This is a genomic window from Leptospira chreensis, from assembly GCF_016919165.1.
In the GTDB taxonomy this organism is placed as follows: Bacteria; Spirochaetota; Leptospiria; order Leptospirales; family Leptospiraceae; genus Leptospira_A; species Leptospira_A chreensis.
In genome coordinates this window covers 52,613-73,876 of record NZ_JAFFPS010000021.1, presented here as the reverse complement: position 1 = coordinate 73,876, position 21,264 = coordinate 52,613, and the positions used below count along the sequence as shown (strand labels likewise).

Below are 21,264 nucleotides of genomic sequence, written 5' to 3'. Positions count from 1 at the left end.
TATTATGAACAAAGAAAAAACACTTCGAATCACTATCACTACATTCTTTAGCATTGCCCTCCTCGGTGGTTTCTTTTTTGGATATATCCTTTCCGAGGTAAACAAAGGAAAAGAGTTACAAAAGTTGGCTTCATACCAACCCACAACTCCAACCAAACTCTATGATTCCAATGGAGTTTTGTTTGCGGAACTCTATCGCCATAAACAAGAGTTATTAAAATATAGTGACATTCCTCCTCATGTGATTCATGCATTTCTTTCGGTTGAGGATGATAATTTTTTCAACCACTTTGGGATTGATTTTTTAGCCATTGTTCGAGCCGCGATTAAAAACGTATTTGCCGGACGGATTGTACAAGGTGGATCCACTCTCACCCAACAGTTAGCAAAAACCATCTTACAACAAAGGAAAAAAACCTTTGGCCGTAAATTCTTAGAAGCACTCCTCACCTTACAAATTGAACAAGAATATACCAAAGAAGAAATTTTAGAAATTTACTTTAACCTAATTTATTTAGGTCATGGAACGACAGGGCTTTCTTCCGCTGCCAATGTTTACTTTCAAAAAGATGTAAGAGATTTAAGCATCGCGGAAGCGGCAATGCTTGCAAGGCTTCCTAAAGCTCCTGTAACATATTCCCCTTTTAAAAATCCCAAAGAAGCGAAACAGGCTCATATGGTGGTCCTGGGTCTTATGGCGAAAAATGGTTTTATCCCGAAAGACCAAGTGCAAAAAATCCACGATGATTTTTGGGATCGGTATTGGCCAGTGGTCATCACACAATCTCCTTCTCGTTCTACCTGGGGAGCAAAACTAAACAGAGCTCCTTACTTTACAGAATGGGTGCGCCAAATTTTAGAGAAAGAACTTGGAGAAGAGGCCTTATATACTGGGGGTCTACGTGTTTATACAACGATTGATGTTAGAAAACAAGAGATCGCAGAAGAAGAACTTCGTAAAGGCCTAATTGAACAAGACAAATATGCATTTGGCGCAAACTTCCGTTATGTGGGAAGGGCAGACCGGGGCCTTGTTTCTTTATACAATTTATTTGGATCTATTTTTCCTGTGGGAGTTCCTTACGTAACCAGTTTGGATGATAGACAGGTATTCCGTCTTCATTTAGAAAAGGAAATGGCTCCGGCTCTCGAGCTTCTCACTGACTTTATTCCTTCGGAAAACGAAAGTTCGGCAGTCAAAGAATTCCAAAGATCTTCTCTTGTATTTTCTTCCAACTTACACGTAGAAGGTGCCATTGTCACAATCGACCACCAAACTGGTTATATCCAAACGATGGTGGGTGGTTCCCGGTTCTCTCCAAAAAATCAGTTCAACCGGGCCATGCAGGCAAGACGCCAAACCGGATCTGCCTTCAAACCTTTTGTTTATGCGGCAGCCATCCAAAATAGAGCCGTTGGTTCTGGAACGGGAATTATGGATGCTCCTCTCACAACGATTACAGAAGAAGGTGAAGGATATTCTCCGCAAGATATCTCTGGAGATTTCAGAGGGATGGTTCCACTTTCTCGTGCTTTGTCTTTATCGTTGAATATCGTTTCTGTCCAAGTGCTGATGAGAACAGGGACTGATGCCGTGATTGATTTTGCATCAAAAGTGACAAAAGCCAATAAAGCTCGGTTCCCTACAGGTCCTGCTTTGGCACTTGGTGTTGCGGAACTCACTCCTTATGAGATGGCACTTGGTTATTCGATCCTTGCAAACAAAGGAAAGGATGTAATTCCTTTTAGTGTTCGTTATGTTTTAAACCAAAGTGGAACTGTTGTTTACAACAAAGAGAAGGAAGTTCAAGAAACTCTTGCAGAAGAAGCAAAAAATGGATCCATCCAGATCATTCCTGAAGCGACTGCATATATCATTAAACAAATGTTAATTGGTGTGGCTATGGGGGGAACTCCGACACAAGCCCTTCGTGCCGCTGACAAAGGTAACTACAAAGGAGAGTCCGGTGGAAAAACGGGATCTACTTCTTCTTATACCAATGTTTGGTATGCAGGATTCGACCCGAAATACACGTCCATTGTATGGATGGGATTTGATAAATCCTCATTGTCTTTGGGAAAAGGAGTTACAGCAGCTGGGGTGGCAGCTCCGATTTGGGGAAAGATTTACTCGCGCTGGTACAACGAAGGTCCATACCCACTTTTTTATCCCAATGGTCGGGCAGAAGAGATCCCTGCCGATGTGGTGAAGGGTGCCACTTGTGCTTTCAATGGCCTTTCCCCAGGACCTAACTGTCCTTTGACTGGAAATTTATTTTTAAAGCCGATTACCATTGCTGGCCGAACTCTTGCGGTTCCTGGAGGTAGACAATGTGATGGAGACCGTGACCATTACCGCTCTATGGACCTCACCGACTTCCTCCAAAGAGAACTAGAAATCTCAGATGAGGAATTGAAGTAAATTTTCCACCCGTTTGTTTAGTAAGCTGCACGCAAAAGAAAGGAACTCACGAAGGTAAGTGGGTTTCCTTTTCCACCCGCTTGATTTAGAAAGCGGCACACAAAAGAAAGGGACGCGCTAAGGTAAGCGAGTTTCTTTTTCCACCGGCTTGATTTAGTAAGCCACACGCAAAAGAAAGGGACGCGCTAAGGTAACTGAGTTTCCTTTTCCACCTGCTTACCAATCCCAACTAACCCTCATCCTTCTCCGAATCGTAATTTCTTCCCGGGACCTCTTTTTTAGGCAATTTATTTCTAAATCAACATTTTGCGTACTATTTAGGCAATTTGGCCTCTCCTTCCTTCTCTAAATGGCCTGCTTTGGCTCTATTCCTGCCTTTTGGGCCAGGTTCTCCCTGGCACGATAGTTGCATTATAGTAAGCGAACCATTGGTTCGGAGGGAATATGAAAAAAGCAATCCTACCCATTCTAGTTTTGGCACTTACTGCTTCCATTTCAGCTGGAGAATCTTCATTCATGAATGAAGACCTGGATTCCCTCGTCAGCCAATACGACAAAGAAACTCTCACTGTCATCTCCAACGAACTTGTGAAATTAGCGAGTGAAGAAGAGGGAATGGGTGAGTTTGATTTAGCTTCCGGACATTATTCTCGTGCTATTAAAATTAGAGAAGCGATTGGGATGAGTGAACATAAAAGTTTCCCTTCGATCCAATACCTTGCAAGCCTTGCACATTCAAAAGCAGGTAACTTTTGTGAGGCATCTACACATGCAAAAAAAGCAAGTGAAGGTTTTCGCCAACATGGAATTACTAAATTCGAACAAAAAGCAAGTGTAGAACACAAAGAATACGCACGTGCTTGTGCGGTTGTGGTTTTCCGATAAAAACTATGTAATGATTCTTTCTAGAGATGGTTACCCTTTTTTGATTCTTCTTCGAATCAATCCAACTTCACGTGGTTGTACACGTGGGGTTGGAATTCTTTTTTCCCATACTTCAATTTAGCCTTTTCAAACAAACTCGACTTAGTATAGGGAAGGTTTGATTCCCAGGCAATTCCAAAGTTCGCTTCATTGTATCCTGACTCATATTGTAGCGGATAAAGCGATTTTCCGTCATAAAAATATAATAATCGGTGGTCCATCATCGAACTTCTGTTTTGTGGTTCGAGAGGGGAACAAGGAAAGAGTTTCGACCAATCTTTGTTAGGAAGAGATGGTGGAGGTGTTTTTATCTTTTGATTTGAATTGCATTCTAATTCGATCATATCGTTTGTTTGGAATAAAATCCAATCTCCCGATTTTTCAAAGGTTCCTCTTCCTTCTTTCTGTTGGAACTCAGAATGATCTTCATAGACCTTCCATTCACTCCAGGTTTTTGTGAATTTAGAGTTGGTTTGCAAATGGATTTCTTCTTTCCAATACAAATGAAATGTTTTGGATCCAAAAGCAGATTTTTTTTCGGCTGGTCGTGAATAGAATCCAAGTGCGATATTTTGATCCCTTGGAAAATCGGAAGGAAGAGAACGAATCCAATCTAATTTGGGAGCACACTGCAAACCAAAGAGTAGAACAGAAACGGAAAGAATGAGAACCATTCTTTCCGCTCTTTTGTGATAAACTTCAATTGTATGAAGCGAAGATTTAAAACTGGAAGTAGATAAAATCTTGTCCACCGTCTCCAAAGATTCCGAGTAATAATAAAATCACTACTGACAGAAAAGGAAGGAGGATATTTTGGTATGGTTTCAATTTTTCATAAACAAAGTTTGAATATTGGAACCAATTGAACATCAAACCGAGGGCAATGAAGGTCGGAAGTTCATCCACTCGACTTAAAGTTTCTCCGGTATTGCGGAAGGTCAAAACACCTTTGAAGATTTCAAAAGCCACATTCATCGATTCCTCACCCCTTGCGGCCGCTCGGAAAAAAACGCCGGAAAAGGTGAATATAATAAAGACTACAATGGTGCGAATGATTCCTACAAAAGGAAGGGAGTCTGGTAGGAATTTCTTTTTCCCTCGGTGTAAATACAGTGACCTTTCAATCCATATCAAGGCACCTAAATAAGCTCCCCAAAACACAAAGGCCCAATTGGCTCCATGCCACAAACCTCCGAGACACATTGTGATGAAAGAGTTTACGTTGGAGCGAAAGATGGATCCTTTACTACCTCCGAGTGGGATATAGATATAATCCCGAAGCCAAGAAGAAAGTGTAATATGCCATCTCGACCAAAGTTCCCGAAATGATTGGGAAAAAAATGGTCCTTGGAAGTTTTCTGGAATTTCATATCCAAGTAAATTTGCCGAACCTCGAGCCATATCCGTATATCCTGAAAAATCGCAATACACTTGTATGGCGAAGGCAAGAACACTGAAGAATATCGAAAAACTATCGAACTTAGCAGGATCCATAAAGATAGGGGATATGATTGGTGAAATGTTTTCTGCAATGATGACTTTCTTAAATAGACCACCAATGATGAGAAACAGACCTTTTTTCATTCGGTCTGAATCAATGGTTGGATTGTCTAGTTGCGGAAGGAAATCTTGGGAACGCATAATCGGTCCCGCAATCAATTGTGGGAAGAAGAGGATGAATAAAAAATAATCCACAGCGGACATTCTTTTTTCAATAATCCCTCTATGGATGTCTACTTGCACCGCAATGATTTGGAAGGTATAAAAACTAATGGCTAGTGGTAAAAATATACTCCAGGATCCAGAGATTTCTTTAAAAGCCGGATAACCGGTTAATGAAAATAAAGAACCTGTAAAGAAGTAGAAGTATTTAAAAAAACCTAAATTGACTAGGTTTAATGCCACAATCGCAAATAGTATTTGATTGTAAGGTTGTCCTTTTTCTTTTTTACGAAAGATCCATTCACTAAATCCGTAGTTGACGAGAATTACGATTAGGAAGTGAAACAAAAAAGGGAAACTAAAATAGGCGTAGAAAATTAAGGAAGATAAAACCAGTAAAGGTTTTCTTCCCTTTTGAGGAATGTTCCAGTAAATTAAATACGTGAAAGCAAAAAGTAATAAATAGGGAATAGAGTTAAATAACATTGATTAGTTGGCCCTGAAATTATAGATCCCAAAGATAAAGAAACTTAGCATTGGTACCTGTTCCTAAGATTTTATCAGCAATTCCTAAAGAAAAAGGATTTTTGTTACCTTCATTTGCTTGATAGATATTATCCACACGGCCTTTTCCTCTTTGGTAAGTAATCACACGAGGATTCCCGCTGCGGTTTCCTTGGAACTTGGGATGTTGCATCACTTGGTAAACAAAATCATCGAAGTATCCAATGAAATCAATCATACCTTCTTTTTTCGCTTGTTCTGCAGTAAAGATCCTTCCGTCACAAATTTCTTTGAGGCGAGTCTCTGCTACATTCGGTCTTCCTTTTTTGACGATTTCAAAAAAACGACCATACAAACTATCAATGATGGACTGAAGGATTTTTCTTTGTTCCCCAGTCATCTCTGTGATCGGAGATCCAAGAGCTTTGTTTGGGCCGGAAGTAAATGACTGATCCTTCACTCCAATTTTATCTAGACCTTCTTTCACATTGATCCCAGACATGATGACTCCGACAGATCCTGTAACAGTTGTTGGGTGAGCACCGATGGCATCTGTTGCCATTGCAATGTAGTAGGCACCACTTGCTGCTGTATCCATAAATCCGGCAAACACCGGAATTGATTTTCTGGTTTTAAATTTTAATACTTCTTGGTAAATGATGTCACTCGCAGTGACCGTTCCACCAGGAGAGTTGATTTTTAAAATCACACCCTTTACATCTGGGTCTCGTTCTGCATATTTTAGAGATTCTTTGATTCGAGCAACCATCGATTCCGTGGAAGTACCCAAAAAGGATTCTTTAGATTCATCAGAAATCATTCCTTCTATGGAGATGATAACGATTTTTTCTTGATCCCTTCCTGCGATGAGTTTCTCTTCGAAATCAGCCTTGCCACTTGGGGGTAACAAGTTCAGACTGTTCCCAATGACACAAGATTCGGCAAAGAGAACCGAAAGAAGAACGATACAAATGAAAAGAAAAGGCTTTCTTGAAGGCATACAAACCTTTCTAAGATGGCAAACTGTGACTTCAATCATTTTTGGGAGATAAATCTTGTACCAACTGAAAACAAAACAGTCTAGTTTTGAGACCCACCCGACCGGTGGCGGGCAATGGCTCGGTTTGCATCTCCATTCCCCTGTGGATGGGAAGTCAGTTTCTGTCGTTTCTGGCCACAAACCACCAGATCCTTTTTTTGCCTCTGGATCTTTTCTGATGTTTCCTTGGGTGAATCGTTTGGAACCCAATCCTTGGGCCAGAGAGCCGTTTTATCCCAGTACCCATTGGCTCACAGATGGGAATGGAATCCCATTACATGGCCTCTACCACAACCTTCCGAGGCATTTGGTAAAGGAAGAATTGAGTGAAAAGGAATCATATGCTGAATTCGAAATGGAAATCCCTTCCGTTTGGAAAGGTACATTCCTTTCTAAAATCCAGATCAAAGAATGTTATCGTCTCTTCCCATCAGAGTTAAAAATTATCTACCGATTGGTCAATGATTCGGATACAGAATTTCCCTTTGCCCTTGGAATCCATCCGTACTTTCGATGGAATGAAGATGAATCCATTGATGATTTATTTTTGTTTGGTTCTGGATTTCATAAAGTAAAGTTAGGGGATTATCTTTTACCAGAAAGGATTCAAAAAGAAGATATCATTCTCAATTCAGAAGAAACATTGATGGGAAAAAATCTTGATGATCTTTATGCATCCATCAATGGAGAAAATTCTTATATTGGTCTTTTCTCTATGAATAAAAAAGAAAAATTAATCATACAAGGTGGTGACTTCTACCAAGTATATACTCCACAAGATCGAAGATCTATAGCGATAGAACCTATGACAGGTACGGGAAATTTTTTACATTTCCCTGGTGGTAATCCTAAAACTATATCACCAAAGACAGAAAAACAGATAGAATTCTCCATTCGATTGGATCAATTTTAAAAATTTGCAACTCTTTATCGAACAATCTGTCTAATGTAAGAGAGGTTAGTCCAACAATGTCAGATGCCCTAGTGAACACATGTAAACAAATCAGTAAAAATTTATTGGAGATCAAGTATTTCGCTGAAAAGAAAAACACTAGCCGAACCTCTGTTTATCGAGCACTACAAGATAAAAAAATCAATGAAGTTGTTATTGGTAAAAACTCGCGTTTTATTATTTTAGATGATTCTGCGAAGAAGTGGAAACCTGGTAGACAGTCCTAAATTCCAGTTCCTTTCCTAAAAGATTTGGTTCTATCCATTGGGTTTTGATTGGGGATCTGTTTAGGTTCCATATTTGATCTGGAATTTGATTCCGCACTGTATCAGATAGTAAGGTTTCGAATCCAAAGTAGCGTAACAGATATTCGTCGCTCTTAGCTTCTAATAAATATCCAAGAAAACTGTGATACACCTTTCCTAAAGTTTTGTCGTTATCTTTGTCACGTGTTTTGACGTACATTTCTGCAAACTTAGGATAGGGAGCTTTGAATTCTTTTTTAGTCCACCGGTAGTGAATGGTTTTTAGATACCCTCGTCTAATGTAGACTTTCTTTTCTCCGTCATAAGTGAGAGGGTGGGCGGTCGTAAGATCCTCAGATTCCAAATCTAGATCCATACGCACCTTGATGAATTCTAAATCCAACCAAACAAGGGAAATAGGTCTTTTCCAAAAACGATTCCAAAGTTCTAATAGAAAGTTTTGTTTTTCTTTTTTATTTTTAGAATCAATTTGATCCCACAAAATATTAGTTAGTTTGTCTTTTTCTTTTTGGAAATACCAACGAGGTCGGACATAGGCCACAAGTCCTTGCCAAAACCGTAGTGTGACCCTTAAATCAAGTTCCAATCTAGATTTTTCTAAGGGCAAAGGTTCTGTTTTCCATCCCACCACAACGGCTGGTCGGAAGTATGAATACCCCTTATCTTCCCAATCCAAACAAATTTGTTTCAAACTTGTCTCAGAGATAGGGAGATGTTCTAAGGAAATCGAGACAGCTTGTGTTTTTGGGAATTTCCGCATTTTTTATTCTAATCGGTCGATCTATGATAACAAGATGAATGATTTAGCCTTTGAGAATCAAAGTTTTTTATGGGGGAATGAAGCCGGTCCCATTCGCATTCTCTCCGAATACCTCCATCCGAAATCGGAATTCCATTCTCATGGAATCACAGATACCATTGTTGTATTCGGATCGGCTAGAATCCCATCTCCCGAATCTCCGAAATCAAACCCTCCCACACCCTTGGATCATTTAAGTTCTTATTATGGAGAGGCGACTGCCTTTGCGAAACTCATCTCGGAGTGGGCGACCACAATCAAATCAGAAAGGCCTGGTCGTAACCTGAATATCTGCACCGGTGGGGGCCCGGGTATTATGGAAGCGGGAAACCGAGGAGCCAGAGAAGCAGGGGCAAAGTCTGTGGCCCTCAATATCGTCCTTCCTCACGAACAACATGTAAATCCTTATGTGGATCCAGAGCTTGCTTTCGAGTTTCATTATTTTTTCATGAGAAAACTTTGGTTTATGAAGACTTGTCGGGGAATGGTTGCCTTTCCTGGAGGGTTTGGAACCTTCGATGAACTTTTTGAAACCCTGACTCTAGTCCAGACAGGAAAAAAATCCAAAATTCCTATTCTTTTGTATGGGACAGAGTTTTGGACCCAGGTGATCAATTTCAAAAAACTAGCAGAGATGCGACTCATCTCAGAAGAAGACCTCCAACTTTTTGGATTTGCTGACAGTCCCGAAGAGGCACTTCGATTCTTTCAGGAAAAGATTCGTTTGGAATTGACCCATTCCACGGGTACAAAAACATAGCGAAACAAGGTAATAATTATGGCTAGAACATGTGTAGTAACCGGAAAAGGAACAACGGCAGGGAACAACGTATCCCATTCTCATAAAAAGAATCGCCGTATCTGGAAGGTGAATGTGATCACAAAGAAAATCTTTTTGGAAGACGAGAACCGTTGGGTTCGCGTTAAGATTTCTACACGTGCTTTGCGAACTCTTCGTAAAAAAGGTTTGAAAGTGGCAATTAAAGACCACGGCGGTGACATCACTGCGATCACTCCTAAAAAATACGCAGGGATCACTCCAAAAGCACAACCAGCGGCTTAAGTTTTTAAGACTGCTGTTTTGGATTGAAACAATCCAGAAAAACACCCAAAATCACCGAAGTCTACCGTCTCCTAGAGGCGGAGTTCGGTGAAGTAGAAACTCCCCTTTATTTTTCCAAACCTTATGAATTGGCCATTGCGGTCATTCTCAGTGCCCAATGTACAGACGAACGTGTGAATACAGTCACACCGGAACTCTTTCGTAGTTTTCCCACACTCGAATCTTTTGCCACAGCTCCTCTCTCCGCCATAGAGAAAAAAATCTTCTCCACAGGATTTTATAAAAACAAAGCCAAAAGCATCCAAGGATTTGCGCGTATGGTTCTCGGTGACTATGGTGGAAAAATTCCAGACACAATGGAGGAAGCGATCAAACTTCCTGGGTTTGGAAGAAAAACCGCAAATGTAGTCCTTGCCGAAATCTATGGAGTGGTGGAGGGCTTTGTGGTGGACACCCATGTGAAACGCCTCACTAAAAGATTGGGTTTCACTAAAAAAACAGATCCCGTACAAATTGAACGGGAAATGATAAAAATCACACCTAAGGAGATTTGCCGAAACCTATCTCTGTACCTAATATTTCTCGGTCGTAAGAATTGCCAAGCCCGCCGGACATTTTGTTCGACTTGTCCTCTTTCTTCCCTATGTCCTTCGTTTTCGGAGTAGGTTTCTCGAGTCCTTCTTCAGTTTCTGATTCCTTTCTTTGTTTCCAGGAACGATTCCTATCGGTTAAGTTGATCGATTCTAATTTATAATCCAATCGAATCAAATTTCGTTTCCGAAAGAATAAGTTCAAAGTTCCAAGCCTTCCATAATCTTTGGGACATTCGATTTGATGTACATTGGACAGATAACGAAACCTTGCTTGTGGTTTTCCTTCCACGAGTAGGAAGATGGAAAGGTCTGGATGGTTTTGCCAAGGAAGGAGAGGGATTTTTGTTTCGTCATCAGCACTCACGTAAACAATCCATCCATCATAGTCCTCGATATTTTTGACATCGATGAGTTCTTGGATGGAACCTAAACCTAGTTTTACGGGTCCATGATTCATCTCCCTCGGTTTTCCTAGGGTGAATCCATCGAAGGGAAATTCTAAAGGTTTGTCTTTCGGGGTAAAAGGGTACAACATGTACCCTTTCCCTCGTTTTAAATCCAAATCCATCTTTTCTCGTTCTACGAATCCAAGGAGGGCACTGAGTCCCCCCCGGCCGTCCTCGTCCATTCGTGTGAATAGTTCTTTGCCACAATGGAAAAAGATACGAAGGGGTCGGTCTTCCAGGCTCGGGTGAGCACTTCTGGTGTTAGTGGTGAGAAAAATCCCGAATGTAATACAGAGAAGCAGGTTTCTCCCAAGAAAAGAAAGACGGATATTCATAAATTAAGACCTTGGTTCTAAGAACGGAAGAAATCGAATCAGAATGAACCAAAAAACCTTCCGACTGTCTAATCTAAGGGCAGAAAGGATGCCATGAACTTCTTTAAAAACCTATTCCTCTACGCTAAAATGGTAAAATTTTCCCACACACTCCTTGCTCTCCCTTTTGCAGGGATTAGTTTCATCCTGGCCTATCTAGAATCCACCTTGGATACAGGGGATTTGCTGCGGATCGGGGCCCTAGTCCTTGTTTGTATGGTGAGCGCTCGCAGTGCCGCCATGGGTTTCAATCGATATGTGGATTCCGAAATCGATGAAAAGAACCCACGCACCCAAAATAGAGAAATCCCCTCGGGAAAAATCTCCAAACTATCGGCCCTGCTTTTTATCGGACTTTCTTCTTTTATTTTTATCTTTGCGAGTTTCTTCGTAAACAAACTGGCCTTCTTACTTTCTTTTCCGGCTCTTTTTGTTTTATTTCTGTATTCGCTCACCAAACGTTTTACTCTTTTTTGCCATTTGGTTTTGGGATTTGCAATTTCTTTGGCACCTCTCGGTGCTTGGATTGCCATCACAGAAACTGTGAATTTGGTTCCTGTATTATTTTCTTCCGGACTCTTATTTCATATTGCCGCCTTCGATGTGTTATATGCCATCCAAGATATGGACTTTGATGCCAAAGAAAAATTACATAGCATTCCTTCCAAACTCGGGGAAACCAAGTCTCGGGTCATTGCTCTTGTCCTTCATCTTCTTTCCTTAGTATTTTTTGTTTTTGCCGGAATCAGTGCTGGCCTTGGGGTGATGTATTTTCTCATCCTTTCTGTGATTGGAATTTTGGTTTTGTATGAACACAAAATTTCTTACCAATACAAATCCAAAGACCTACCGAAGGTTTTTTACCAAATCAATTCTTGGATCAGTGTGGTTTTGTTTCTTGCGATTCTTTTTGATAAATGGAACGAATTTTTATTAAAAGTCTCTTCTGGAATTAGTTTCCGATGAAACTCGTTGTGGGCCTTGCGGGAGCCAGTGGCAGTATTTATGCGGCTCGGTTCCTGCGCGCTTTGTCCGAGATAGAAGGCGAAACTTATATTACAGCAAGTCCCGCAGCTTTACGTATTTTTTCCGAAGAGTATGAAACGAAAGTCGAGTCGGCAGAAGACATCTTATCTTTTATAGAAACCAAGTGGAAAACAAAACCCAAACATAAATTCCATGTTCGTAATTTTTTTGATATAGGATCTGATATTGCCAGTGGATCGAATCGTTGGGATGCGATGGTGGTAGTTCCTTGTAGTATGAAGACTGTGGCTTCGATGTCGCAAGGCCTTACGGAAAATTTAATCGAAAGAGCCGCAGATGTTTCCTTGAAAGAAAGAAGGCGGCTCATTGTGGTTCCGAGAGAAACTCCTTACAACCGCATACACCTGAAAAATCTTTTAGCATTAGATGAAGCGGGGGCCATCATCCTTCCGGCCTCTCCCGGGTTCTACCAAATTCCAAAAACTTTGGACGACCTAGGAGATTTTATTGCGGGAAGGATATTCAATTTGCTAGGAATTGATCAAACTCTCTATCCTAAGTGGTTGGGGTAAAGTTTCGAAAGTAAGCGGTTGGTTTTCCATTCTCACCTAAACAGACATAGGTGATGTCACTTTCGATCACGGCCGACATTTTCCCTGTTTGTGGATTGTTGGTAATGGCCAAAGTCCGGGATGTGACCGAAGATTTTCCGTATTTTACGATTTTTCCATAAATTTGGATGATGTCTCCGGCTCTCGCAGGCGAGCGAAATACCACATTGTCCATACTCATCGTGACAATATTGGTATAACGAATTTTATTCATCACATACATTGCCATCCCCTCATCGATCCAGGAGAGCATTTTTCCCCCAAAAAGATTGTTATGGTAGTTCAAATCGTCAGGTTGGACCAGGTGTTGGGTGACCAGTTCCATATCGCGGAGTTTGTTCTGAATCGTGTCGACCATAAATACCAAAAAATATGTTTTCGATTTATTCGATACCAAAAACCCTAGAGAAAAGATTTCCGACATATGCACTCTTATTCTCACAAAAACATTCTAGACACCCTCCAATTTTCCAAAGAGGACTTGAACTTCCTCATTGAAAAAACGCAAAAAATGAATCACTTGCATGAATCAGGGAAGGCATTCGGAATTCTGAATGGAAAACTCCTTGCCTCCCTGTTTTTTGAAGCAAGCACCCGGACCAGACTCTCCTTTGAAGCGGCCATGGAAAGACTTGGGGGAAGGCTCATCTCAACCGTGGGGTTTCAGTTTTCTTCCATCTCCAAGGGAGAAACTCTTTATGACACCATGAAGATGATCGAAGCCTATGTGGACATCGCTGTCATCCGCCATCCTGTGGAAGGATCTTCTCGGATTGCGGCAGGGGCTGTGAACATTCCTGTCATCAATGCAGGAGATGGTGCCGGCCAACACCCCACCCAAGCCCTTCTCGATTTATATACGATTGTTTCTGAAAAAGGAAAGATCGATGGTTTGAACATCGCCTTCATTGGAGATTTGAAATACGGAAGGACCATCCATTCTCTCATCAATCTTCTCCGACATTACCCGGTTCATTTGTATCTCATCAGTCCAGAAGAACTGAGACTTCCTGAAAAATACAAAAAGAATTTGGAAGGGTATCCAATGACTTGGGAAGAAACCACTGACATCAAAGCGTTTTGGGATGCCGATGTAGCCTACGTCACAAGGATCCAAGAAGAAAGATTCCCGGATCACAGAGAATACGAAAAACTAAAAGATATTTATAAAGTGAATAAAGAACTGGTTCTTGCTTCCAAAAAAGACACAACCATCCTCCATCCACTCCCTCGTGTGAATGAACTCTCCACAGATGTAGATGATCTTCCGAATGCAGCTTACTTCCGTCAGGCGAAGTATGGTGTGGTGGTTCGAATGGCATTACTTTGTCTTAGTCTCGGAGTGGATTTTGACTAAAAAGATTTGGACATTAGCGGAAGCAAGAGAAGTCCTTCCACTTGTGCGAGACATCACTAGGGAATACTATTTAAGAGCCAGTGTTCTTGCAGATGATGTTCGGAACAAACTTCTCCCAGAAAATGTTCTAGAAGCCAAAGAAGAAGAAATTGGTGAGATTGTAAAACATTGGACCAATGAAATTTTGGCAATGAAGATCGATGTCAAAGGTTTGTGGCTGGTTGACTTTGATCATGGCAGCGGGTTCTACTGTTGGACTTGGGGCGAAGAAGATGTGTTATACGAACACGGTTATCATGAAGGATTTAGATCGAGAAAACTCATAGAGGAAAATAAAGAAGAAGATGACTCAGATAAATGAAAACTATTTAAAATTGAAAGCAGGATATTTGTTTCCTGAAATTGGAAGAAGGGTAAAAGTTTATTCCGATGCCAACCAAAGTGCTAAAATCATCCGTCTTGGAATTGGCGATGTCACTCTTCCTTTGGCACCTACCATTGTGAATGCTATGGTCGATGCCGCCAAAGAAATGGGAAGTTCCCAAGGTTTCCATGGATATGGTCCAGAACAAGGGTATTCTTTTCTGATTCAAAAGATCATTGCTCACGACTACACCGCACGTGGAGTTCAAATTGCAGAAGATGAAGTCTTTGTTTCCGACGGTTCTAAATGTGACTGTGGAAACATCCAAGAGATCTTTTCTTTAGATAGCAAAATTGCTGTAGTGGATCCTGTGTATCCGGTTTATGTGGATACAAACGTAATGGCGGGTCGCACAGGCGAAGTCGGGTCTGATGGACGATATGCAAATATCATTTATATGCCTGCCACAGAAGAAAATAATTTTGAACCGGATTTTCCGAAAGAAAAACCAGACATCATTTACCTTTGTTATCCAAACAACCCAACGGGGATGGTGGCAACTAAGGCTCGTTTAACGGAATGGGTAAACTTTGCTAAAAAAATTGGCAGTATCATCCTTTATGATTCGGCTTATGAATCTTTCATCCAAGATCCAGAAATCCCAAAATCTATTTATGAAATCCCAGGTGCTAAAGAAGTGGCTATGGAATTTAGATCCTTCTCTAAAACTGCCGGATTTACGGGAACACGCTGCGCTTATCTTGTGATCCCAAAAGACTTAAAAGGAAAAACAAAAGCCGGGGAAGAGATTAGTTTCAATTCCCTTTGGAATCGTCGTCACACCACCAAGTTCAATGGAGTGTCGTACGTAACACAAAAAGGTGCAGAGGCGATTTTTTCGACCCAAGGCCAAGTCGAAATCAAAGAACAAATTTCCTATTATATGCAGAATGCCAAACTCATCCGAGAAGGACTCGCAAAGGCAGGATACACGATATTTGGCGGAACGAACGCTCCTTACATTTGGTTAAAGACTCCGAAGGGTCTCAAATCTTGGGAATTTTTTGACGAACTTCTGAACAAAGCCCAAGTGGTCGGAACCCCTGGATCCGGATTTGGACCCGCGGGAGAGGGATATTTTCGACTTTCTGCCTTCGGAAAGCGAGAAGACGTCATTTCTGCACTAGAACGAATCCAAAAAATGTAAAATTTAGTCCTGGTTTTTCCTGTAGCTCCGATATATAAAACAAGGTAGAGCTATGGGAAAATGGAAATTCATCCTCTTTTTTGCAATGGTTGTGGGTCATATCTCACATATCAGTGCAGTATCTCCAGAACAAACGAATCTGGGGATTTTGATCTTTGAAAACAAAGAAAACTTAAATTTTATCAATGTGGCTCTCAGCAATTTGGCTCCTTCCCAAGAAGAGGCACAAAGCACAGGCCAGCCAGGTGCAGAAACTCCGGCTGCAGATCCTTCTAAAAAGAATTTGGACTTTGATTATTTCAAACTTTTGAAAGCAGCCAACCAATCTGACTTTAGTGGGAACATGTGGTACTTACAAAGTAACTATGTGTATGGATTTCGCCAACTCCGCCAAGCCCAAGGGGAACTAAAAGCTATCTTTGAAATCGTCCTTCAAAAATACATTGAAGATGCAAGAGCACTTCTCGAAGCCGCAGCTCCTACCATCATTCGTTCCAATGACAATAACGCCAAAGCATTGTTACGTTTAGGTTTCCGCGACTTACGTTCTTCTGAAGATCTTTATACAACAGGTCTTAACTCAAGCCCTCACCAATACCGTTACAAACTCACTCTTTATAAAGAGGGGATTCTCACTTTGCGCCGTGCCAAACGTTTTGCTATCCTTGCGATGATTTACAGCAAAACACCGGACGAAGACAAACCGGAATACCAATACCGTTCCAATGAAGATTTAAAAGATGCTCGTAACGAAGAAAAACAACGGAACTACGAGAAGGTGAGAGATACTCTCATCAACTTTGTGGAAAACAAAAGAATGGAAAGAACCGTGGTTCCTCCCGGTAATCCTGATGCAAAGCCATTGGATCTAATGGAACAACATGATGACAATTATGGATTCATTACTTCTAAAAAACTGGATTTGTTATTAGAAGCCAATGGTCAAATCAAAGAGACGGAAGGTGCAAGACGTGAGTCAGTTCCTCCCACTCCTAAGTTTGATGAAAACGGAAAAGCCATCTACCCAGAAGAAAAGAAAAAATAATATGAAGTGGGTGACCAGTGTTATTATTTTTGTTTTTGCTCTCACACTTGTGGCTAAAACTACAATGTCTTACAGGGAACGCAAAAAACAACTAGATGGAAAAATAACACTGGTTCTTGACATCAAAGAACAATTGAAGTTGGAACCAGAGATTGGCAAAACTTCAATTGAGACGATGCGCACACAAGTGGAAGAAACTTACCGCGGTGGCAACCGAGTGGAAATTGAAAAAACTCTTTCCATTGCAGAGGGAGACATCCATGCCACACAACGAAAACTCTGTTTTCCCATGGAAGAATCGGCAACGACGCTCTACCAAAAAGCCATGGGACAATGGATTTTGCTTGAGGGAGAAGATAAATCCGGTGCCAAACAATTGGAATGGGATACAAAAGAAAAAATCCAACGTTACCTTGTGATGGCAAAAACCGAAAAAGACCATGCAAAAGAGTATTTTTTATCCGGGAACTACCAACTTTCACTCCACACATACAAACGTTCGCTAGTTTACAGTCTTATGTCTTTACGATCCCAAAAAGTAGAGATCCCCGAAGATTACCAAACCGCTGATTCTGTTTGGGTTCAACCAATTTGGATGGGCCTTCATAAACAAAAGCAAAACACGATTCAAGAAAACTAAAATTTCGATTTTCACTGATAACAAATTCCAAAGAATGACTGCTTAGTGAAGTTCGAATCACTCTATCGTCATTTTCTGCTGACAAGAGCCACCCACCTTCCCGTCATTTCGGAAGCGGGGGAGTTGTTAGGTCTACTTTCCAAAGATCGTGTACACCGAGAGTTGTCCGATTTAGGAAGGGAAAGGGAAGACCTCGATCAAATTCCTTTAGACATCCTCGAAACAGAACTTCACGAAAACTTACTTTTGTATTTTAAAGAATCCACTCAGATCCCGGTCATTGGCCTGGATGGAGAAAAAAAAGACAATTGGGACAAACCTAGGTTCCTTGCCGCCTTTACCAAATTAGACTCTTCATTGATTCGTGATCCCAAATTGGAAGAAATCGAATCCAAACTCGAAAAGAAAAAAGAAAACGCGGACTCTGTCCAATGGTTTATGGAACTTATCCTTTCCCATTTCCCAGATGGGCTCATTGCAACGGATGTTACCGGTTCCACAGTTTTTTATAACGAAACCTTCGAGAATCATATCCTCACAAAGCCATTGTTTCGCGACTCACTCCAGCTAGCAGAAAAATACCTTCACAATCTTAATAGAGAAGTTCTCGCAACTTACTTAAAAGACCATGACATGAGTTTGGGTAAGGATGCTGATACAAATGTTTTATATACAAATTTAACGGAACTTAAGGTAACACTTAGGATCATCACTCTAAAAAAAGAGAAAAAGGTATTTGGATTTTTATATCACTTTTCGCCTTCCTCCTTTGCCCATCCTTCAGGAAATGGCGATTTGGAATTTCCAAATTTAGGGGATGCGTTTCGTTCCAAACTTCCTTTGGAATCGGTTTTGGAAGAAATGGAAGCGCATTACATCCATCAGTCGCTCGGAAGAAATTCGAACAATATTTCCCATACGGCCACTGAACTTGGGGTTCCGAGAACTACCTTACAAAACAGAATTCGATTTTTAAAACTCTCCGAACGGTTTCGTAGTGAAAACAAAGTGAAAACCGTGATCCCAAGAAAACGTTCGGAAAAACCGGAACCAAAACCAAAAAAGGCAACGGACAAAACCAAGCCGATTCCTTTTAAAAAGGCCAAAACCCTTAAGAAACCGGTAAAACCTTTGAAACCGCAAGGTCCGGCAAAGAAACAGAGCAAAAACCAAACCCAGGCGAGAAAAAAGGCAAAAAAAAGACGTTGACGAAAATGAAGGAAAAACGATTTTTTCCTTACCGTTTGAGAAAACACCTCCGCACTTCGCTGTTTCCCTTGCATACTTAACTTGCACAAATGGTTTCCCAAATTTAATCAAATACTCTAACAATCAATGTAGAACAATCTATGGCATCACGCAAACAAGACGAAATTCAAGTTAATCCTCCCGAAGAACCAACAGAATATACCAATGGCATCATGGACCAAGAAGATGGTTCCGAACCACCAAAACAATTTAAGAAGAAAAAAGGCCGATACGAAGGTCCCATTCCTCCTCCTCTTGATTTAGTAGAACTCAAGAAAAAAAACATCAATGAACTTGCTGACCTTGCGAAAGGTTTGGGAGTGGAAAACACTCATGGACTGAAGAAACAAAATTTGATGTTTGCTCTTCTCCAAGCACAAACCGAAAAAGACGGTCAAGTGCATGCTGCGGGCGTGATGGAAAGACTTCCTGATGGTTATGGCTTCTTAAGATCACCTGACTACAATTATGTGCCAGGTCCAGATGATATTTATGTATCTCCTTCACAAATCAAACTATTTGGTCTTCGCACAGGAGATACGGTTACTGGTCTTATCCGACCACCGAAAGAAGCAGAAAGATTCTTTGCTATGCTTCGAGTGGAATCCATCAACGGATTCCCGGTGGAAGTGGCTCAAAAAAGAAATTTATTTGATAACTTAACTCCTCTTTATCCAGACGAAAGAATCAATATGGAGTTTGATCCAAGCCATTTGGACACTCGAGTGATTGATCTTATGTGTCCGATTGGAAAAGGACAAAGGGCTCTGATTGTAGCGCCACCTAGAACGGGTAAAACGGTCCTTATGCAATCCATTGCCAATGCGATTACAAGAAACCACCCAGAAATCTTTCTCATCGTACTTCTCATCGATGAACGTCCGGAAGAAGTTACCGACATGGCTCGCCATGTTAAGGGTGAAGTGGTGAGTTCGACTTTTGATGAACCAGCACAACGCCACGTCCAAGTAGCTGAGATGGTCATCGAAAAAGCAAAACGACTTGTGGAACATGGAAAAGATGTGGTCATCCTACTTGATTCCATCACAAGACTTGCTCGTGCTTACAACCAAGTGGTTCCAACGTCCGGAAAAATCCTTTCTGGTGGTGTGGATTCCAACGCTCTTCATAAACCAAAACGTTTCTTTGGAGCAGCAAGAAATATCGAAGAGGGTGGGTCACTCACCATCATCGCTACGGCTCTCATTGACACTGGTTCCCGAATGGACGAGGTGATTTTTGAGGAATTTAAGGGAACGGGAAATATGGAAATCCATCTAGACCGAAAACTCGCTGACAAACGAATTTTCCCTGCCATTGACATCAACCGCTCGGGAACGAGAAAAGAGGAACTCCTACTTCCGCAGGATACCCTGACTCGTGTCTTTATCCTCCGAAAAGTACTTTCTCCCATGAGTATCACCGAAAGTATGGAACTATTGATTGAAAAAATGCGCGGCGCGAAGACCAACGACCAATTCCTCGCCAGCATGAATACTAACTAGAAGGGACCACCATGAAAACTGACATACATCCAAAATACGTTTCTGCAAAAATCAAATGCGCTTGTGGTACTGTGATCGAAACTAGATCCACTGCCGGGGATATCAGTGTGGAAATTTGTTCCAACTGCCACCCATTCTTTACTGGAAAATCCAAACTTTTGGATACAACAGGCCGCGTAGACAAATTCAAGAAAAAATACAAAATGAAGTAAGAGCACCTGCTCGCGCCCGTCTAATAATAAACAGGGGGAACACTCATGGCAGTAATGGACTTTGCTCGCTACAAAGAAATCAACGACCAAAGGATGAATTACCGTGAGATGGACGACGCCACCGTCGTCTCCTACTACCGCAACACAGGTTGCGGGGACGGGTACCGTATTTACTTGAAATTAAACGATAGTTTGGTTGTGGAAGACGCAAGTTACACTACAACTGGCTGCGGGTTCGGAATTGTGGCTCTTGCCATGGCAACCGAATACGCAAAAGGCAAATCCCTTTTAGAACTAAAGAACCTCACACCTGAAACTTTAGAAACTCTCTTTGAGTTTCCTGAAAGAAGAAAAAACTATCCTGAATCTGCTGTGGCTGCTCTCAAAAAAGCTGTAGAAGATTATGAATCGGGACAAGGTGTTCCCAAAGAAAACCGAATTACAAAATCCCAAACCATGGAACTTCTCCACAACCAAGGCCACCTTCGGGAAGCTAAGTTATCCAGTGTTATGTTGGAGAAAGAAAAAATGGATGGAGTGGATTTCAGCGGTGCTGACCTGCACAATGCCTTCTTACAAAACTCTAGTTTTGTGGGAGCTAACTTCCAAGGTGCCAACCTAAAGGCTTCTTTTTTTAACGGTGCCGACCTAAGAAATGCTAACTTTCGTGGGGCAGATCTTCGGTTTGCCAAACTTGCTTCTGCTAAAATTGAAGGTGCTGATTTTACTGACGCTATCTATGATATTGGAACACGAGTGGATCATAGCCAAATGTACATCTTTGATGTCATGAAAAAGGCAGGCAAAGACCTCTATTTGAAAAAAGAGGATGGGGAATGAAGCCAGGCGATAAGGCAAAACTCACAAAACCAACATTCCTAAACAAAGGCATATTTATTTTTACCGGATCCACAGTGGAAATCAAAGAAATCCAATCGGAGAAGGCCATTGTTGTTTATAATGATAAAGAAGGATATCCGCACGATTTAGAGATGGATCTAACGGATTTGGCCCCGCTTTCCTAAATCCGATTTTCTTGACACA

23 protein-coding genes are annotated in these 21,264 nt (G+C 41.3%); 18 read left to right on the top strand and 5 right to left on the bottom strand.

The features are described from left to right. The first annotated feature begins 4 nt into the window (after positions 1-4). Positions 5-2,422 (top strand): penicillin-binding protein 1A, encoded by a 2,418-nt coding sequence (locus tag JWG41_RS06175; protein ID WP_205269064.1) that lies wholly within the window; start codon positions 5-7, stop codon positions 2,420-2,422. Between the two features lie 444 nt (positions 2,423-2,866). Then, positions 2,867-3,307 (top strand): tetratricopeptide repeat protein, encoded by a 441-nt coding sequence (locus tag JWG41_RS06170; RefSeq protein ID WP_205269063.1) that lies wholly within the window; start codon positions 2,867-2,869, stop codon positions 3,305-3,307. 56 nt (positions 3,308-3,363) lie between these two features. Here JWG41_RS06170 and JWG41_RS06165 read toward each other — a convergent pair whose 3' ends face one another. From JWG41_RS06165 to sppA, 3 genes are read right to left on the bottom strand one after another with little or no spacing between them, the layout of a single operon-like run. Further along, entirely contained in the window at positions 3,364-4,020 is a 657-nt protein-coding gene (locus JWG41_RS06165; protein WP_205269150.1) for a hypothetical protein, read from the bottom strand. Positions 4,021-4,066: 46 nt separating this feature from the next. Further along, on the bottom strand, positions 4,067-5,494 hold the full coding sequence (locus tag JWG41_RS06160; RefSeq protein ID WP_205269062.1) for an MBOAT family O-acyltransferase: 1,428 nt from the start codon (positions 5,492-5,494) through the stop codon (positions 4,067-4,069). 19 nt (positions 5,495-5,513) lie between these two features. Next, entirely contained in the window at positions 5,514-6,512 is a 999-nt protein-coding gene (gene sppA / locus JWG41_RS06155) for a signal peptide peptidase SppA (RefSeq protein ID WP_205269061.1), read from the bottom strand. 55 nt (positions 6,513-6,567) lie between these two features. On the opposite strand from sppA, the gene JWG41_RS06150 reads away from it, so the two are divergent. Next, positions 6,568-7,464, top strand: a complete 897-nt coding sequence (locus JWG41_RS06150; protein ID WP_205269060.1) for an aldose 1-epimerase — start codon at positions 6,568-6,570, stop codon at positions 7,462-7,464. Positions 7,465-7,680: 216 nt separating this feature from the next. Here JWG41_RS06150 and JWG41_RS06145 read toward each other — a convergent pair whose 3' ends face one another. After that, complete coding sequence (locus JWG41_RS06145; RefSeq protein WP_205269059.1) at positions 7,681-8,529, bottom strand: hypothetical protein; 849 nt, start codon at positions 8,527-8,529, stop codon at positions 7,681-7,683. 34 nt (positions 8,530-8,563) lie between these two features. On the opposite strand from JWG41_RS06145, the gene JWG41_RS06140 reads away from it, so the two are divergent. The 5 genes from JWG41_RS06140 (at position 8,564) to JWG41_RS06120 (ending at position 12,603) form a co-directional block, all read left to right on the top strand. Then, on the top strand, positions 8,564-9,328 hold the full coding sequence (locus tag JWG41_RS06140; protein ID WP_205269058.1) for an LOG family protein: 765 nt from the start codon (positions 8,564-8,566) through the stop codon (positions 9,326-9,328). A gap of 18 nt (positions 9,329-9,346) precedes the next feature. Continuing rightward, entirely contained in the window at positions 9,347-9,631 is a 285-nt protein-coding gene (gene rpmB, locus JWG41_RS06135) for a 50S ribosomal protein L28 (RefSeq protein ID WP_205269057.1), read from the top strand. A 23-nt stretch (positions 9,632-9,654) separates the two neighbouring features. Then, positions 9,655-10,296: an endonuclease III domain-containing protein gene (locus tag JWG41_RS06130; protein WP_205269056.1), complete on the top strand. Its 642-nt coding sequence runs from the start codon at positions 9,655-9,657 to the stop codon at positions 10,294-10,296. A gap of 802 nt (positions 10,297-11,098) precedes the next feature. After that, the gene (locus tag JWG41_RS06125; protein WP_205269055.1) at positions 11,099-12,010 is read left to right on the top strand and encodes a UbiA-like polyprenyltransferase; all 912 of its coding nucleotides are present in this window, start codon (positions 11,099-11,101) and stop codon (positions 12,008-12,010) included. Further along, complete coding sequence (locus JWG41_RS06120; RefSeq protein WP_205269054.1) at positions 12,007-12,603, top strand: UbiX family flavin prenyltransferase; 597 nt, start codon at positions 12,007-12,009, stop codon at positions 12,601-12,603. The genes JWG41_RS06125 and JWG41_RS06120 overlap by 4 nt, the downstream gene beginning before the upstream one ends. Here JWG41_RS06120 and JWG41_RS06115 read toward each other — a convergent pair. Then, positions 12,587-13,000 (bottom strand): acyl-CoA thioesterase, encoded by a 414-nt coding sequence (locus JWG41_RS06115; RefSeq protein ID WP_002973064.1) that lies wholly within the window; start codon positions 12,998-13,000, stop codon positions 12,587-12,589. The genes JWG41_RS06120 and JWG41_RS06115 overlap by 17 nt on opposite strands. Before the next feature lie 66 nt (positions 13,001-13,066). Here JWG41_RS06115 and pyrB point away from each other — a divergent pair, with 66 nt between their 5' ends. The 10 genes from pyrB to JWG41_RS06065 all read left to right on the top strand — a co-directional run bounded on the left by pyrB (position 13,067) and on the right by JWG41_RS06065 (position 21,245). Continuing rightward, a complete protein-coding gene (gene pyrB, locus JWG41_RS06110; protein ID WP_205269053.1) occupies positions 13,067-13,999 on the top strand; it encodes an aspartate carbamoyltransferase in 933 nt (310 codons plus the stop codon). After that, entirely contained in the window at positions 13,992-14,360 is a 369-nt protein-coding gene (locus JWG41_RS06105) for a DUF2203 domain-containing protein (protein ID WP_205269052.1), read from the top strand. Before pyrB ends, JWG41_RS06105 begins: the two co-directional genes overlap by 8 nt. Next, the gene (locus tag JWG41_RS06100; RefSeq protein ID WP_205269051.1) at positions 14,344-15,570 is read left to right on the top strand and encodes an LL-diaminopimelate aminotransferase; all 1,227 of its coding nucleotides are present in this window, start codon (positions 14,344-14,346) and stop codon (positions 15,568-15,570) included. Before JWG41_RS06105 ends, JWG41_RS06100 begins: the two co-directional genes overlap by 17 nt. 52 nt (positions 15,571-15,622) lie before the next feature. After that, positions 15,623-16,615, top strand: coding sequence for an adhesin OmpL37 family surface protein (locus JWG41_RS06095; protein WP_205269050.1), 993 nt, complete (start codon positions 15,623-15,625; stop codon positions 16,613-16,615). Position 16,616: 1 nt separating this feature from the next. After that, a complete protein-coding gene (locus JWG41_RS06090; RefSeq protein ID WP_205269049.1) occupies positions 16,617-17,255 on the top strand; it encodes a hypothetical protein in 639 nt (212 codons plus the stop codon). 45 nt (positions 17,256-17,300) lie between these two features. After that, a complete protein-coding gene (locus tag JWG41_RS06085) occupies positions 17,301-18,464 on the top strand; it encodes a helix-turn-helix domain-containing protein (RefSeq protein ID WP_205269048.1) in 1,164 nt (387 codons plus the stop codon). Positions 18,465-18,604: 140 nt separating this feature from the next. After that, positions 18,605-20,008: a transcription termination factor Rho gene (gene rho, locus JWG41_RS06080; RefSeq protein WP_205269047.1), complete on the top strand. Its 1,404-nt coding sequence runs from the start codon at positions 18,605-18,607 to the stop codon at positions 20,006-20,008. Between the two features lie 11 nt (positions 20,009-20,019). Continuing rightward, on the top strand, positions 20,020-20,220 hold the full coding sequence (rpmE, locus tag JWG41_RS06075) for a 50S ribosomal protein L31 (RefSeq protein ID WP_205269046.1): 201 nt from the start codon (positions 20,020-20,022) through the stop codon (positions 20,218-20,220). 45 nt (positions 20,221-20,265) lie between these two features. After that, a complete protein-coding gene (locus tag JWG41_RS06070) occupies positions 20,266-21,060 on the top strand; it encodes a pentapeptide repeat-containing protein (protein ID WP_205269045.1) in 795 nt (264 codons plus the stop codon). Next, on the top strand, positions 21,057-21,245 hold the full coding sequence (locus tag JWG41_RS06065) for a hypothetical protein (RefSeq protein ID WP_205269044.1): 189 nt from the start codon (positions 21,057-21,059) through the stop codon (positions 21,243-21,245). The genes JWG41_RS06070 and JWG41_RS06065 overlap by 4 nt, the downstream gene beginning before the upstream one ends. The last annotated feature ends 19 nt before the right edge of the window (positions 21,246-21,264 follow it).

What these genes read in the sequence shown, in the direction of transcription:
- JWG41_RS06065 (WP_205269044.1), top strand. Translation starts at nt 21,057, where the DNA reads ATGAAGCCAGGCGATAAGGCAAAACTCACAAAACCAACATTCCTAAAC.
- sppA (WP_205269061.1), bottom strand. Translation starts at nt 6,512, where the DNA reads ATGCCTTCAAGAAAGCCTTTTCTTTTCATTTGTATCGTTCTTCTTTCG.
- rpmB (WP_205269057.1), top strand. Translation starts at nt 9,347, where the DNA reads ATGGCTAGAACATGTGTAGTAACCGGAAAAGGAACAACGGCAGGGAAC.
- pyrB (WP_205269053.1), top strand. Translation starts at nt 13,067, where the DNA reads ATGCACTCTTATTCTCACAAAAACATTCTAGACACCCTCCAATTTTCC.
- JWG41_RS06100 (WP_205269051.1), top strand. Translation starts at nt 14,344, where the DNA reads ATGACTCAGATAAATGAAAACTATTTAAAATTGAAAGCAGGATATTTG.
- JWG41_RS06145 (WP_205269059.1), bottom strand. Translation starts at nt 8,529, where the DNA reads ATGCGGAAATTCCCAAAAACACAAGCTGTCTCGATTTCCTTAGAACAT.
- JWG41_RS06120 (WP_205269054.1), top strand. Translation starts at nt 12,007, where the DNA reads ATGAAACTCGTTGTGGGCCTTGCGGGAGCCAGTGGCAGTATTTATGCG.
- JWG41_RS06175 (WP_205269064.1), top strand. Translation starts at nt 5, where the DNA reads ATGAACAAAGAAAAAACACTTCGAATCACTATCACTACATTCTTTAGC.
- JWG41_RS06090 (WP_205269049.1), top strand. Translation starts at nt 16,617, where the DNA reads ATGAAGTGGGTGACCAGTGTTATTATTTTTGTTTTTGCTCTCACACTT.
- JWG41_RS06140 (WP_205269058.1), top strand. Translation starts at nt 8,564, where the DNA reads ATGAATGATTTAGCCTTTGAGAATCAAAGTTTTTTATGGGGGAATGAA.
- rpmE (WP_205269046.1), top strand. Translation starts at nt 20,020, where the DNA reads ATGAAAACTGACATACATCCAAAATACGTTTCTGCAAAAATCAAATGC.
- rho (WP_205269047.1), top strand. Translation starts at nt 18,605, where the DNA reads ATGGCATCACGCAAACAAGACGAAATTCAAGTTAATCCTCCCGAAGAA.
- JWG41_RS06070 (WP_205269045.1), top strand. Translation starts at nt 20,266, where the DNA reads ATGGCAGTAATGGACTTTGCTCGCTACAAAGAAATCAACGACCAAAGG.
- JWG41_RS06095 (WP_205269050.1), top strand. Translation starts at nt 15,623, where the DNA reads ATGGGAAAATGGAAATTCATCCTCTTTTTTGCAATGGTTGTGGGTCAT.
- JWG41_RS06115 (WP_002973064.1), bottom strand. Translation starts at nt 13,000, where the DNA reads ATGGTCGACACGATTCAGAACAAACTCCGCGATATGGAACTGGTCACC.
- JWG41_RS06165 (WP_205269150.1), bottom strand. Translation starts at nt 4,020, where the DNA reads ATGGTTCTCATTCTTTCCGTTTCTGTTCTACTCTTTGGTTTGCAGTGT.
- JWG41_RS06170 (WP_205269063.1), top strand. Translation starts at nt 2,867, where the DNA reads ATGAAAAAAGCAATCCTACCCATTCTAGTTTTGGCACTTACTGCTTCC.
- JWG41_RS06160 (WP_205269062.1), bottom strand. Translation starts at nt 5,494, where the DNA reads ATGTTATTTAACTCTATTCCCTATTTATTACTTTTTGCTTTCACGTAT.
- JWG41_RS06125 (WP_205269055.1), top strand. Translation starts at nt 11,099, where the DNA reads ATGAACTTCTTTAAAAACCTATTCCTCTACGCTAAAATGGTAAAATTT.